At 63.4% G+C, this 12,845-nt stretch carries 13 protein-coding genes; 10 read left to right on the top strand and 3 right to left on the bottom strand.

Translation table 11 applies throughout. From position 1 onward, the window contains the following. Window positions 1-340 precede the first annotated feature (340 nt). The 7 genes from B0A89_RS05745 (at window position 341) to B0A89_RS05715 (ending at window position 7,532) form a co-directional block, all read left to right on the top strand. Window positions 341-787: a CopD family protein gene (locus B0A89_RS05745; protein WP_085378773.1), complete on the top strand. Its 447-nt coding sequence runs from the start codon at window positions 341-343 to the stop codon at window positions 785-787. Window positions 788-911: 124 nt separating this feature from the next. Next, the gene (gene rho / locus B0A89_RS05740; RefSeq protein WP_085377313.1) at window positions 912-2,183 is read left to right on the top strand and encodes a transcription termination factor Rho; all 1,272 of its coding nucleotides are present in this window, start codon (window positions 912-914) and stop codon (window positions 2,181-2,183) included. A 57-nt stretch (window positions 2,184-2,240) separates the two neighbouring features. Continuing rightward, window positions 2,241-3,443, top strand: coding sequence for a tRNA uridine-5-carboxymethylaminomethyl(34) synthesis GTPase MnmE (gene mnmE, locus B0A89_RS05735; protein ID WP_085377312.1), 1,203 nt, complete (start codon window positions 2,241-2,243; stop codon window positions 3,441-3,443). Window positions 3,444-3,451: 8 nt separating this feature from the next. Then, window positions 3,452-5,308, top strand: a complete 1,857-nt coding sequence (gene mnmG, locus B0A89_RS05730) for a tRNA uridine-5-carboxymethylaminomethyl(34) synthesis enzyme MnmG (protein WP_085377311.1) — start codon at window positions 3,452-3,454, stop codon at window positions 5,306-5,308. Further along, the gene (gene rsmG, locus B0A89_RS05725; RefSeq protein WP_085377310.1) at window positions 5,305-5,883 is read left to right on the top strand and encodes a 16S rRNA (guanine(527)-N(7))-methyltransferase RsmG; all 579 of its coding nucleotides are present in this window, start codon (window positions 5,305-5,307) and stop codon (window positions 5,881-5,883) included. Before mnmG ends, rsmG begins: the two co-directional genes overlap by 4 nt. Next, window positions 5,876-6,661, top strand: a complete 786-nt coding sequence (locus B0A89_RS05720) for a ParA family protein (protein ID WP_085377309.1) — start codon at window positions 5,876-5,878, stop codon at window positions 6,659-6,661. Before rsmG ends, B0A89_RS05720 begins: the two co-directional genes overlap by 8 nt. Continuing rightward, window positions 6,654-7,532, top strand: coding sequence for a ParB/RepB/Spo0J family partition protein (locus B0A89_RS05715; RefSeq protein WP_085377308.1), 879 nt, complete (start codon window positions 6,654-6,656; stop codon window positions 7,530-7,532). Before B0A89_RS05720 ends, B0A89_RS05715 begins: the two co-directional genes overlap by 8 nt. Window positions 7,533-7,538: 6 nt before the next feature. Here the strand turns inward: B0A89_RS05715 and hemW are convergent, their stop codons facing one another. Genes hemW through rph form a run of 3 tightly spaced genes read right to left on the bottom strand, consistent with a single transcriptional unit; the run spans window position 7,539 to window position 10,047 of the window. Next, on the bottom strand, window positions 7,539-8,735 hold the full coding sequence (hemW, locus tag B0A89_RS05710; RefSeq protein WP_420814434.1) for a radical SAM family heme chaperone HemW: 1,197 nt from the start codon (window positions 8,733-8,735) through the stop codon (window positions 7,539-7,541). Continuing rightward, window positions 8,732-9,337 (bottom strand): RdgB/HAM1 family non-canonical purine NTP pyrophosphatase, encoded by a 606-nt coding sequence (gene rdgB, locus B0A89_RS05705; RefSeq protein ID WP_085377306.1) that lies wholly within the window; start codon window positions 9,335-9,337, stop codon window positions 8,732-8,734. Before rdgB ends, hemW begins: the two co-directional genes overlap by 4 nt. After that, entirely contained in the window at window positions 9,334-10,047 is a 714-nt protein-coding gene (gene rph / locus B0A89_RS05700; RefSeq protein WP_085377305.1) for a ribonuclease PH, read from the bottom strand. The genes rdgB and rph overlap by 4 nt, the downstream gene beginning before the upstream one ends. A 79-nt stretch (window positions 10,048-10,126) precedes the next feature. On the opposite strand from rph, the gene hrcA reads away from it, so the two are divergent. The 3 genes from hrcA to B0A89_RS05685 are packed head-to-tail and all read left to right on the top strand — an operon-like array spanning window position 10,127 to window position 12,844. Continuing rightward, on the top strand, window positions 10,127-11,179 hold the full coding sequence (hrcA, locus tag B0A89_RS05695) for a heat-inducible transcriptional repressor HrcA (protein ID WP_085377304.1): 1,053 nt from the start codon (window positions 10,127-10,129) through the stop codon (window positions 11,177-11,179). Between the two features lie 58 nt (window positions 11,180-11,237). Beyond that, on the top strand, window positions 11,238-11,741 hold the full coding sequence (locus B0A89_RS05690; protein WP_240558681.1) for a nucleotide exchange factor GrpE: 504 nt from the start codon (window positions 11,238-11,240) through the stop codon (window positions 11,739-11,741). Between the two features lie 2 nt (window positions 11,742-11,743). Beyond that, the gene (locus B0A89_RS05685) at window positions 11,744-12,844 is read left to right on the top strand and encodes an N-acetylglucosamine-6-phosphate deacetylase (RefSeq protein ID WP_157115257.1); all 1,101 of its coding nucleotides are present in this window, start codon (window positions 11,744-11,746) and stop codon (window positions 12,842-12,844) included. Window position 12,845: the final 1 nt, after the last annotated feature.

Genomic DNA, 12,845 nt, shown 5'->3' with positions numbered 1-12,845 from the left:
TGAAAAGCCCGAAACAAGCCGGCGGCACCGGAAAGGCGGGAAACCGGCCAGTCCGGCCCGGCTTGGCCGGGCGGCGATCCACAGGCGCATAATTTTCCACAAGCCGTTCACAGGCTGGGGACAGCCTGTTCATGCACAGCCGGTGATCTTGAATAAATATATGAAAAAAAATGATTTTCCGGGATGCTGCGCAGAATGATCACAGATTCATCCACAGGCTTGGGATTGTTGATGGAATCTGGCGAGGCGCTGTTATTCCCATGTTCCACCCCCCTACAACCACATCATCCCTTTCTCTCTTATCCATGTTAGAGAGAAGGCTGTGACGGAGCATGAGATGATTTCAGACCTGCTGAGCACCCTTTATCCGTGGATGAAGGCGTTTCACGTCATGGCGGTGATGTCGTGGATGGCGGGGTTGTTCTATCTGCCGCGGCTATATGTCTATCATGCGGAACGGGGATCGGGACCGGGCGAGCCGGGCGAGAGCCTTGCCGTGATGGAAGCCAAGCTGTTGCACTTGATCATGGGTCCGGCATCCGTCGCGACCTGGGTGGCAGGGCTGATCCTTGTCATGACGCCGGGCATCGTCGACTGGTCGATGATCTGGCCATGGACCAAGGCCGCCGGGGTCATCGCGATGACGCTGTTCCATCACTGGCTGATGATCCAGCGGCGCAGGATTGCAAGCGGCAAGGGGTTGAGCGGGCGGCATTACAGGATGATGAACGAAGTGCCCACCTTGTTGATGGTGGTCATCGTCCTGTCCGTGATCGTCAAGTTCTGACGTTTGACTCTGTGATCGTTGCCGCCTATACGCCCCGTCGCGGGCCGTCCGGCGCGTGACCTTCCACATCAGAAAATCCGCCGGCTGCCGTCCTGACAGGATGCAGTCCGCGCATGGTAGCATCATGAGCGACGAACGTCTCAACCTGGCCGACCTCAAGGCCAAGAGCCCTGCCGATCTTCTGGCGATTGCCGAAGAATGGGAAATCGAGAATGCCTCGACCATGCGCAAGGGCGAGATGATGTTCTCGCTGCTGAAGGAACATGCCGAGGAAGGCTTCGAGATCGGCGGAGACGGGGTTCTGGAGGTCGTGCAGGACGGTTTCGGCTTCCTGCGCTCGCCCGAGGCGAATTATCTGCCTGGACCCGATGATATCTATGTCAGCCCCGACATGATCCGCCAGCACAGCCTGCGCACCGGGGACACGGTCGAGGGTGTGATCCGCGCGCCCGGCGAGAATGAACGCTATTTCGCCCTGACGAAAGTCGAAAAGATCAACTTCGAAAGCCCCGAGAAGGCGCGCCACAAGGTTGCCTTTGACAACCTGACGCCGCTTTATCCCAATGAACGGCTCAGGCTGGAGCTGGATGATCCCACGACCAAGGACCGTTCGGCCCGGATCATCGACCTGGTGTCACCCATCGGCAAGGGCCAGCGCAGCCTGATCGTGGCGCCTCCTCGGACCGGCAAGACGGTTCTGCTCCAGAACATTGCCAGTTCAATCGAGAAGAACCACCCGGAATGCTATCTGATCGTGCTGCTGATCGACGAGCGCCCCGAGGAGGTGACCGACATGCAGCGTTCCGTCAAGGGTGAGGTGATCTCATCGACCTTTGACGAACCGGCCACGCGGCATGTTGCTGTCAGCGAGATGGTGATTGAAAAGGCCAAGCGGCTTGTGGAGCACAAGCGGGATGTGGTGATCCTGCTGGATTCGATCACCCGATTGGGCCGGGCGTTCAACACGGTCGTCCCCTCCTCCGGCAAGGTGTTGACCGGGGGTGTGGATGCGAACGCCCTGCAACGGCCGAAGCGCTTCTTTGGTGCGGCCCGGAATATCGAGGAAGGTGGCAGCCTGACCATCATCGCGACTGCGCTGATCGACACGGGAAGCCGCATGGACGAGGTGATCTTTGAAGAGTTCAAGGGCACCGGCAACAGCGAGATCGTGCTGGACCGCAAGGTGGCGGACAAGCGCGTCTTTCCGGCCATGGACATCCTCAAATCCGGCACCCGCAAGGAGGAGCTGCTGGTTGATTCCAAGGATCTGCAGAAGACCTATCTGCTGCGGCGTATTCTCAACCCGATGGGAACGACGGATGCCATCGAGTTCCTGATTTCCAAGCTGAAGCAGACCAAGACCAACGCCGATTTCTTCGAGTCCATGAACGCCTGAGGATGGCATGGATACGATCTATGCCGAAGCCACCCCCCCGGCCGGGGCGGGGTTTCGATTGTCCGCCTGAGCGGGCCGGATGCGCGGCGGATCGGCGAGGATCTTGCCGGGCCGCTGGAACAGGCACGCCATGCCTATTTACGGCCTGTGCGGGATGGCGAACTGATCGATACCGCCTTGGTGATGCGGTTTGATGCGGGGGCGAGTTTCACGGGCGAAGACGTCGTGGAATATCACCTGCATGGCGCGCCCGTTGTCGTGCGCCGACTGGAACGGGCGCTGCGCGATCGCGGCGCGCGTCTTGCCGAAGCAGGCGAGTTCACGCGCCGCGGGTTTCTGAACGGTGCCATTTCCCTGAGCGCGGCCGAGGCTCTTTCCGATCTGTTGGTTGCGGAAACCGAAGGGCAGCGCAAGCAGGCGATGCGGGTCGTGGCAGGCGATCTGTCGCAATGGAGCCTGAACCTGCGCGAGAAGCTGGTGCGGGCCGGGGCGCTGGTTGCTGCATCCCTGGATTTCGCGGATGAGGATGTGCCGGATGCGGTGCCCCAGGAAGCCTATGACCTGGTTCGGGTCGTGCGGGACGAGATCGCGGCGCAAATTGCCGCTTTCCCTGCGGCCGAGCGTCTGCGCGCGGGGTTTGAAGTTGCCATCGTGGGGCCGCCCAATGCGGGCAAATCATCGCTGCTGAACCGGATTGCCGGCCGCGAGGTGGCTTTGGTCAGTGACCAGGCTGGAACGACCCGTGACGTTCTGGAGTTGCGCACTGATCTTGGAGGTCTGGCGGTCACTTTCCTTGACACGGCCGGGCTGCGCGAGGCGCAGGACAGGGTTGAGCAGCTTGGGGTTGCGAGAGCACGTGATCGCGCGAACCAGGCCGATCTGCGTGTGCATTTGTCGGAAGATGGATCTGCGCAGGTTGCCTTGTGGCAGGACGGCGACATCTTGGTAAGGTCCAAGGCTGATCTGGGAATGGGTGATCTGTCTGCGCTGACCGGGGCAGGCATTGATACGCTCCTTGATCAGATCCGGTCGAATTTTTCGGCTAGGGTGGCTGGGGCTGGTTTGCTCTCGCGTGAGCGTCACTGTCAGGCAATGCAGGATGCTGGCGAGGCATTGGCCCTTTGGTGCGGACCGGCCGAACCCGAGTTGCTGGCCGAGACGGTGAGGCTGGCCAGCCAGCGTCTTTCGGAATTGATTGGCCGTGTGGCACCGGATGATTATCTGGATCAGGTCTTTTCCTCTTTCTGCATCGGAAAGTGAGGCTTCACGTGAAGCAATATGATGTGATCGTGGTTGGCGCTGGTCATGCAGGCGTCGAGGCTGCAGCGGCCGCAGCACGGATGGGCGTGTCCGTCGCCTTGGTCACATTGACCCAGGAGGATGCAGGCACGATGTCGTGCAATCCGGCCATCGGCGGGTTGGGCAAGGGCCATCTCGTGCGCGAGGTCGACGCGCTGGATGGATTGATGGGACGTCTTGCGGATGCCGCCGGGATTCAGTTTCGCCTGCTGAACCGTCGCAAGGGGCCAGCGGTCCAAGGTCCGCGGGCGCAGGCTGATCGACGCCTTTATCGCGCCGCTGCCCGGCAAGCTCTTGCTGGCATCCCCGGTCTGTCCGTGGTGTTAGGCGAGGTTTTCAGCCTGGAGCTCGAAGGTGGACGGATCCGTGGGCTCACCCTGTCGACGGGTGAAAGCCTGCTTTCGGAAAGGATCATCCTGACTGCCGGCACCTTTCTGAACGGACTGATTCATATCGGCGATGTTTCGCGCCCGGCAGGCCGCTGGGGCGGCGCATCATCCAGCGGACTTGCCCGCTCGCTTCTATCATTAGGCCTGCCGCTGGGCCGTCTGAAGACGGGCACACCGCCTCGATTGTCCAGGTCGTCGATCAACTGGATCGCGCTGGATCAGCAGGCGGGTGATGACCAGCCGACCATGCTGTCCTTTCTCAGCGACGCGCCAATCGCGCCACAGGTGACCTGCGCCATTACCCACACCACAGCCGCCACTCATCAGATCATCCGGGACAATCTGTCCCGGTCAGCCATGTATGGCGGGCGGATAGATGGTGTCGGGCCCAGATACTGCCCTTCGATCGAGGATAAGGTCGTTCGTTTTGCGGAAAAGGAATCCCATCAGATCTTCCTCGAACCCGAAGGCTTCGACAGCGATGTCGTTTATCCGAACGGCATCTCGACCTCACTGCCCGAGGATGTGCAGCTTGCCTATGTGCGCTCGATCCCCGGCTTGGAAGAAGCGGAAATCCTTCAGCCCGGCTATGCGGTAGAATATGACTACATCGACCCCAGGGCTTTGACCAGGTCGCTGGAAACCCGCGATGTCGCGGGTCTTTTCCTGGCTGGTCAGATCAACGGCACGACTGGCTACGAAGAGGCGGCTGCGCAAGGCCTTGTGGCCGGGGTGGCTGCTGCCTGTTCGGTATTGGGTAAGGAACCAGTCCAGTTCAGCCGGACCACCAGCTATATCGGTGTGATGATCGATGATCTTGTCACCCGCGGGGTGACGGAGCCCTATCGCATGTTCACCTCACGGGCCGAGTTCCGCCTGTCCTTGCGTGTCGATAATGCTGATCGGCGGCTTACCGGGTTGGGAATCGATTTGGGATTGGTGAGGCCGCCGCGGGCTGAAAAATTTGCCGACAAGATGCGGCGTTATGGCGCCGTCAGAGCCTTGGCCGAAAAGGCTCAGTTCACCCCTACCGAACTGATGGCTGCGGGTCTTTGTGTCCGTCAGGATGGCCAGCGCCGTACCGCATTTGAACTGCTGGGCCAACGCGGTTTGTCCGAGGATATCGTTGAATCCCTGCTTCCTGCCGAAGCAAGGGCCGATCAGCCAAGCCTTGATCTTGTAAGGAACGACGCGCTCTACGCACAGTTCACCGAACGCCAGCAGCGTGACGCCGCCGATCTTCAGCGACAGGAATCCATCGCCATTCCATCCGATTTGGATCTGGGTGCATTGCCGGGCCTCTCTCATGAGTTGCGGGCCAAGCTGAAACAGCGTCGTCCGACGACGATTGCTGCCGCGGCAGCCATCGAGGGCATGACTCCGGCGGCACTGACGCTTCTTCTTGCCACGGTTCGAAATAATCGGCCTGCTGCATGAATGCTTCACGTGAAGCGCGCTTTGCCGCCTATGCTGCGCTGTTGCGCAAGTGGAACCCTTCCATCAATCTCGTCGCGCCGAACTCTCTTGCTCAACTGGAAGATCGGCACTTGGCCGACAGTGCTCAACTGGCCCAGCTTGCCCCGGATGATGATGAGCCTTGGCTTGATATCGGCAGCGGTGGGGGCTTGCCGGGCCTGGTCCTCGCTATCGAACAGCCTGATCGCCCGATAAGGCTTGTCGATTCAGACGGGCGCAAGGTCGCTTTCCTGCGAACCGTCATTCAGTCGCTTGGGCTTTCCAACTGCACGGCTCTCCAGGCCCGAATCGAGGAACTGCCGCCTGCCTCTGTCCGCCATATCAGCGCCCGCGCCCTTGCCCCGCTGCCGCGGCTTGTGCCATATCTCGACCGACATCTGGCAGAGGGTGGAACCGGCTGGCTGCTGAAAGGGCGCAACTGGCAGGCCGAGTTTGAACAGCTCGGTTCTCTGGATCACTACAGGCTGACTGTTCATCCCAGCAGGACAGACCCACAGGCCGCCATATTGCAATTGGACAGGAAGACGATTGGCTGACCGGCACATCATTGCGATCGCAAACCAGAAAGGCGGCGTCGGCAAGACAACGACGGCCATCAATCTCGGGGCTGCTCTTGCTGAACAAGGGCAGGCGGTGACGATCATCGACCTTGATCCCCAAGGAAATGCTTCGACCGGGGTCGGCGTCGATGCGGCCGACCGCAACCCGAACAGCTATGACCTGCTGACCGGGGATGTGTCCTTTGGTGCGGCGCAAAGGCCGACGGCCCATCAGAACCTTTCGGTCATTCCGGCAACGGCCGATCTCGCTTCGGCCGAAATCGACATTGCCGCGCGCCCGCGCCGGGTCCAGCTTCTCTCGGATGCCTTGGCGGATGCGGCAGGAACGGTGCTCATCGATTGCCCGCCCGCGCTTGGCCTGCTGACGCTGAATGCCATGGTTGCGTCGGATAGTGTCATCGTTCCCCTTCAGGCAGAGTTCTATGCTCTGGAAGGATTGTCCCAACTGATGCTGACTATTCGGCAGGTGCGTGCCAGCGCCAATCCCGGCCTGCGGATCGAAGGGGTCCTGCTGACCATGTCCGACAACCGCAACAACCTGTCCTTGCAGGTCGAGGCGGATGCCCGCAAAACCCTTGGCCCCCTGGTCTTCCAGACGGTCGTGCCGCGCAATGTCCGGGTGTCCGAATCCCCCTCGCACGCCATGCCGGTCATCCATTACGATCCGACCTCGAAGGGCAGCACGGCCTACCGGGCGCTTGCCCAGGAAATCCTGTCTGCCGAACGGCGAAGAAAGGATCTCGTGCATGGCTGAAAACCGTACCCGCAAGGCCGGACTCGGGCGCGGCCTGTCGGCACTGATGGCTGAAGTAGACCTTGCCCCTGGTCCTCTGTCCCACGCGCCTCAGCTGGTTCCGGTCGAACAGATCATACCAAACCCTGATCAGCCGCGCCGTGCCTTCGACCCCGAAGCACTGGCGGAACTTGCTGCATCGATCAAGAATCGCGGTGTCCTGCAGCCGCTGATCGTCCGCCCGCATCCGACCGAACCGGGCCTTTACCAGATCGTCGCAGGCGAAAGGCGTTGGCGCGCGTCGCAGATGGCGCGCCTGCATGAACTGCCTGTCATCATCCGTGCCCTCAACGATACCGAGGTGCTTGAAGTCGCGCTGATCGAAAACATCCAGCGCGCCAATCTCAACCCCATCGAGGAAGCGGCCTCTTTCCGCCAGCTGATGGACCGTTTCGGGCATACCCAGGAAAAGCTGGCCGAAGCCCTGGATAAAAGCCGCAGCCATATTTCCAACCTGCTGCGGCTTCTGACCCTGCCCGATCAGGTTCAGGTTTACGTGCAGGAAGGCAAGCTGACGGCGGGCCATGCCCGCGCCCTGATCACGACCCCTGATCCCGTCGCCCTCGCCCGCCGCGTCATTGACCGCAGCCTTTCCGTCCGCGAAACCGAGGCATTGGCCCGTCAGGCCGCACAGCCTTCCGAACCATCCGCTCAACGCGCGCGCAGCGATAAGGATGCCGATACGCGCGCATTGGAAAACGACCTCAGCGCGCATCTCAGAATGCGCGTCAGGATCGATCATCAAGGGAACGAGGGTGGACGGCTTACCATCACCTACCGCGATCTCGATCAGCTGGACCGTTTGTGCCAGATGCTGAGCGGGGGCAGCTAAGCCTCCTCAGGCAAGCGCCCTGAGGATCGCGTTCAGGACCGGCCGCCCGGCGGGCGTGACTCTCAGCCGTTCCCCTTCAACGACGATCAGCCCCATGCCGGCAAGATCGGCAAGCGCGCCTTGATCCAGCGCCTTTCCGGCCAAGGCGGCGTGGCGGCTCATGTCCATGCCCTCGGACAGGCGAAGCGACATCAGCAGATATTCTATTGCCTGTTCGTTCAGGGGGATGGCGTGGCGCGGCATTTCTCCCGACCCCTGCAGGGCTGCCGCCAGCCAGGCCGATGGGGCACGGATCGCTTCGGTGGCATGGCGCATCCCGCCATGCAGCGTAAGCCGGCCATGCGCGCCAGGCCCGATCCCGACCCAGTCGCCTTGCCGCCAATAGACAAGGTTGTGGCGCGACTCTGCCTCAGGCGCGGCATGGTTGGATATTTCATAGGCAGGCAATCCGGCCGCCGCGCAGATCTCCTGCGTGTCCAGATACATGTCCGCTGCAAGATCGTCGCATGGCAGGCCGGCCAGCTTGCCCGCAGCGGCACGAGCCCCGAAAGCCGTCCCATCCTCGATCGTCAGCTGGTAAAGGGACAGGTGATCCACCGCCATCCCAAGGGCCTGGCGCAGTTCCTGCCGCCAAGCTGCGCGGCTCTGATGCTGGCGGCCATAGATCAGGTCAAAGCTGACGCGGCTAAACTGCGCCCGCGCAATGTCAAAGGCAGCTTGGGCATCGGCAACGCTGTGCAGCCGTCCCAGGCGGCGCAAGTCCTCGTCATTCAGCGCCTGCACCCCCATGGACAGCCTGTTGACCCCCGCGCCAGCATAGGCCCGAAAGCGGCCCTGTTCGACGCTGCCCGGATTGGCCTCCAACGTGATCTCGATGTCATTGGCAAACCGCCATGCCAAGGCGGCTTCCTCGATCACGCCCGCGACCACGTCCGGGTCCATCAAGGACGGGGTTCCCCCGCCAAAAAAGATGCTGCGCAGCACCCGTCCGGGCGTTTCCGCGGCTGCCCGCCGGATCTCGCCCCGAAAGGCCGCTAGCCAGGCAGACTGGTCGATCGCGGCAGCAACATGGCTGTTGAAATCGCAATAGGGGCATTTCGAGGTGCAGAAGGGCCAATGCACGTAAAGGGCAAAGCCCCCCGCCTGCCAGTCCTCGACGCTGGCCCTGTCCGGGCGCGTGCTTGGCGGGGCCAGGGCGGTCAGGTCAGCGCCTCCTGCAGCAAGCGCACAGCCATCGCACGATGGCTGATGACATTCTTTTCGTCGGCGCTCATTTCGGCATAGGTGCGCTCATGCCCGTCTGGCACGAAGATCGGATCATAGCCGTGCCCCAGTGCGCCGCGCGGCGGCCAGACCAGACGGCCGGGCGCGACACCCTCGAACACCGCTTCCTCGCCATCCGGCCACAAGACCAGCAGCGTGGCGCGAAATTGCGCCCTGCGCGGCTCGGGCACGGCTTTCGCCTCCAGTGCGGCCCAGGTCCGGCTCATCGCCTGCATGAAATCGCGTCCATGTTCCGTTTCGGCCCAGTCGGCCGTATGAACCCCAGGTGCGCCATCCAGGCCATCAACGGTAATGCCGCTGTCATCGGCCAGCACCGGCAGCCCGGTTGCCGCCATCGCAGCCTTCGCCTTGATCCGGGCATTGCCGACAAAGCTGTCCTCGGTTTCGGCGGGCGCTTGCAGGCCCAGTTCAGCTGCGCCGATGACCTCGACACCCGCAGGGGCAAGCAGCGCCCGCATCTCCTCCAGCTTGCCGGCATTGTGGGTCGCCACCAGCAGCCTGCCTTCGCTCAGGCGCCTCATGCGACGGCCGCCTTCTGCGCGGCCACCAGCTGGGCAAGGCCCGCCTCGGCCAGATCCAGCAGCGACTCCATCTCGGTCCTCGTGAAGGCTGCCCCCTCGGCCGACATCTGGATCTCGACCAGCCGACCCGCGCCGGTCAGGACAAAATTCCCGTCCGTCCCAGCGGCGCTGTCCTCGGCATAATCGAGATCCAGCACCGGCTGCCCGGCATAGATCCCGCAACTGACCGCCGCGACATGATCGATGATGGGATCACTGGTCAACAGGCGGGCCTCAAGCAGGCGGTTGACGGCCAGGCGCAGCGCCACCCATCCGCCGGTGATGGCCGCACAGCGGGTTCCGCCATCAGCCTGGATCACGTCGCAGTCGATGACGATCTGCCGCTCTCCCAGCGCCTGGCGATCCACGCCGGCGCGCAAGGCCCGCCCCACAAGCCTCTGGATCTCCTGCGTGCGGCCGGACTGCTTGCCCGACGCCGCCTCGCGCCGGTTGCGGGTATGGGTCGCCCGCGGCAGCATGCCATATTCCGCCGTCACCCAGCCCTGCCCGGTGCCGCGCAGAAAGGGCGGCGGCTTGTCCTCGACTGATGCCGAACACAGCACATGGGTTCCGCCGATGCGGACCAGGCACGATCCCTCTGCATGGCTCATCACGCCGGTTTCGATTGAAATCGGTCGCAACTCGCTTAACTTCCGGCCTGAGGGTCGCATGAGGTGGTCCTTTCTGGCCCGCGAAGGGGCTTTTTGCTATCCGTCAGATACAGGCCCCGTGCCCCACATCGCAACCCGAATGCCCGGACCCAACCTGCTGGCCGATCTGAATGACCGCTCGCGCGAAATCTTTCGCCGCGTAGTTGAAATGTATCTGGAAAACGGCGAGCCGGTCGGCTCGCGCACGCTGACCCGCGGCATGTCCGTATCCGCCGCGACGATCCGCAATGTCATGCAGGATCTTGAACTGATGGGGCTTCTGGAAAGCCCCCATGTCTCCGCGGGCCGCTTTCCCACCCAGCTGGGCCTGCGCATGTTCGTGGACGGGCTGATGGAGGCCGGCCCGATCGGCCCCGAGGACAGGGCCATGATCGTCGATATCGTGGGTAACACGGCAAGGGATACGGGGGCATTGCTCGACCGCGTCTCGACCGCGCTTTCGATGCTGACCCGCGGGGCCTCTGTCGTCCTGATGCCCCGCCAGGAAGAAGCGCCGGTTCATCACATCGAGTTTGTCAGCCTCGCCCCCGACCGGGCATTGGTCATCCTCGTTCTGGCCGATGGGCGGGTGGAAAACCGCCTGTTCGCTCCCCCGCCCGGACAGACACCCGGTTCGCTGCGCGAGGCGGGCAACTACCTGTCCGCGCGCGCGGCGGGCCGGACCCTGTCCGAGCTGCGGCGCGATCTGGCCGACCATATCGCCGCCGACCGCCGCAAGCTCGACAGCCTCGCCGCGCAGCTTGCCCAGGCCGGCCTTGCCCAATGGGAGGATGCGGCATCCGATCCCCGGCTGATCGTGCGCGGACGCGCCAATCTTCTCGATCACGAGGCAGCCGATCTCGACCGGGTGCGCAGCCTCTTTGACGATCTTGAACGAAAGCGCGACATCGCCCGCTTCCTCGAACTCGCCGAAGAGGCGGAAGGGGTACGGATTTTCATCGGATCGGAAAACGAGCTTTTCTCACTTTCCGGTTCCTCTCTCGTCGTTTCATCCTATATGAACGCTGACCGAAAGATCGTGGGCGCTGTTGGCGTGATCGGGCCGACCCGGCTCAATTACGGACGGATCGTCCCGATCGTGGATTACACCGCCCAACTCGTCGGTCGGGTGCTGTCCGACCGGAAAGGATGAGACGATGAACGACGCGACAAACCCCGCCGACCTGACCGATGTTCCGGTGCAGGACGACATGATGGCCGAACTGCCCGGTCAGGCCGATGCCGATGCGCTCAGCGCGCTGGCGGCCGAACGGGATGATTATCGTGACCGTTTCATGCGGGCGCTGGCCGATGCGGAAAACGCGCGCAAGCGGGCTGACAAGGATCGGCGCGAGGCGGAAAACTACGGCGGCTCAAAGCTGGCGCGCGACCTGCTGCCCGTCTATGACGCGCTCAGCCGGGCCATCGACGCGGCCGGCGCCGAACGTTCCGCGGCCCCCCAGCTGATCGAAGGGGTGGAGCTGACGCTGCGCGAATTGCAGAACGTCTTTGCCCGCCATGGGATCAAGGTCATCGTCCCGCAGGTCGGCGACCGCTTCGATCCGCAAAGCCACGAGGCGATGTTCGAGGCGCCCGTGCCGAACACCGTGGCGGGCGACATCATCCAGGTCATGTCCAACGGCTTCATGCTGCATGACCGGCTGTTGCGCGCGGCGCAGGTGGGGGTTTCCTCGCTGCCGGGCGGCGCGGGCTGAACTTGCCGGCCTCGGGCACAGCCGCAACCATCCTGCCCGATGCGGTTTTCGATGGCGAGCGGCTGCGGCCCGGACTGGCCCTTGACCTGTCCGGCGGCGCGGTGCGGATCGTTCCGGCAAACGGGGGCCACAGGCGCATGGCCGGGATCGTCACGCCGGGCCTCGTCGATCTTCAGGTCAACGGGGGCGGCGGGGTGCTGCTGAACGCCTCGCCGACGCCCGAAGGCATCGCCGCCATCATCGCGGCGCATCGGCGTTTCGGAACCACCCGCCTGCTGCCCACTCTCATCACCGATGCGCCCGAGGGGGCCGAGGCAGCGGCAGCGGCGGTCATCGCGGCTTGGGGCACCCCCGGTCTGCTCGGCCTGCATCTCGAAGGGCCGCATATCAGCCCTGCCCGGCGCGGCACCCATGACGGCCGCTTCATCCGCCCGTTGGATGAGCGCACCATCGCCTTGGCCGAAGGCCTGTGCGGACGCGGCATCCCCGTTCTGCTGACCCTTGCGCCCGAAATGGCACGCCCTGCACAGATTGCCCGCCTTGCCGCCGCCGGCGTGACGGTGTCGCTTGGCCACAGCGATGCAACGGCGGATCAGGTGCAGGCCGCGCTGGATGCCGGCGCCAGCAACTTCACGCATCTTTACAATGCCATGTCACAGATGACCGGCCGAGAGCCGGGCATGGTGGGCAGCGCCATCCTCTCGGGCGCGGACATGGGCATGATCTGCGACGGCGTGCATGTCAGCGATGCGATGCTGCGGCTGGCGCTGGCCGTTCATGGGGTCGGGCGCAGCCATATCGTTTCGGACGCCATGCCGACGGTTGGCGGGCCGGATGCTTTCCAGCTTTACGGGCGATGGGTACGGCTGGCCGGGGGCCGGCTCGTCAATGACGAAGGAAACCTCGCCGGCGCTCATACCACCATGGCCGAAGGCGTTGCCCGGCTTGTCCATGTGATCGGGCTGGCCTTCGAGGATGCCCTGCGGCTGGCCATCACCAATCCCGCCCGCGTCATGGGCGCCCCCAGCGCCATCGAAAGCAGCCCGGCTGCCGACCTGCTGCTGTGGCAGGACGGCAGGCTGACGGGCTTCGTGCTGCCCTAGG

Source organism: Paracoccus contaminans (assembly GCF_002105555.1).
Lineage (GTDB): Bacteria > Pseudomonadota > Alphaproteobacteria > Rhodobacterales > Rhodobacteraceae > Paracoccus > Paracoccus contaminans.
Note: the sequence above shows the minus strand (reverse complement) of the source record. Positions and strands in the feature narration are given on the sequence as shown.

What these genes read in the sequence shown, in the direction of transcription:
- rph (WP_085377305.1), bottom strand. Translation starts at nt 10,047, where the DNA reads ATGCGACCCTCAGGCCGGAAGTTAAGCGAGTTGCGACCGATTTCAATC.
- rho (WP_085377313.1), top strand. Translation starts at nt 912, where the DNA reads ATGAGCGACGAACGTCTCAACCTGGCCGACCTCAAGGCCAAGAGCCCT.
- B0A89_RS05715 (WP_085377308.1), top strand. Translation starts at nt 6,654, where the DNA reads ATGGCTGAAAACCGTACCCGCAAGGCCGGACTCGGGCGCGGCCTGTCG.
- rdgB (WP_085377306.1), bottom strand. Translation starts at nt 9,337, where the DNA reads ATGAGGCGCCTGAGCGAAGGCAGGCTGCTGGTGGCGACCCACAATGCC.
- B0A89_RS05690 (WP_240558681.1), top strand. Translation starts at nt 11,238, where the DNA reads ATGATGGCCGAACTGCCCGGTCAGGCCGATGCCGATGCGCTCAGCGCG.
- rsmG (WP_085377310.1), top strand. Translation starts at nt 5,305, where the DNA reads ATGAATGCTTCACGTGAAGCGCGCTTTGCCGCCTATGCTGCGCTGTTG.
- hrcA (WP_085377304.1), top strand. Translation starts at nt 10,127, where the DNA reads ATGCCCGGACCCAACCTGCTGGCCGATCTGAATGACCGCTCGCGCGAA.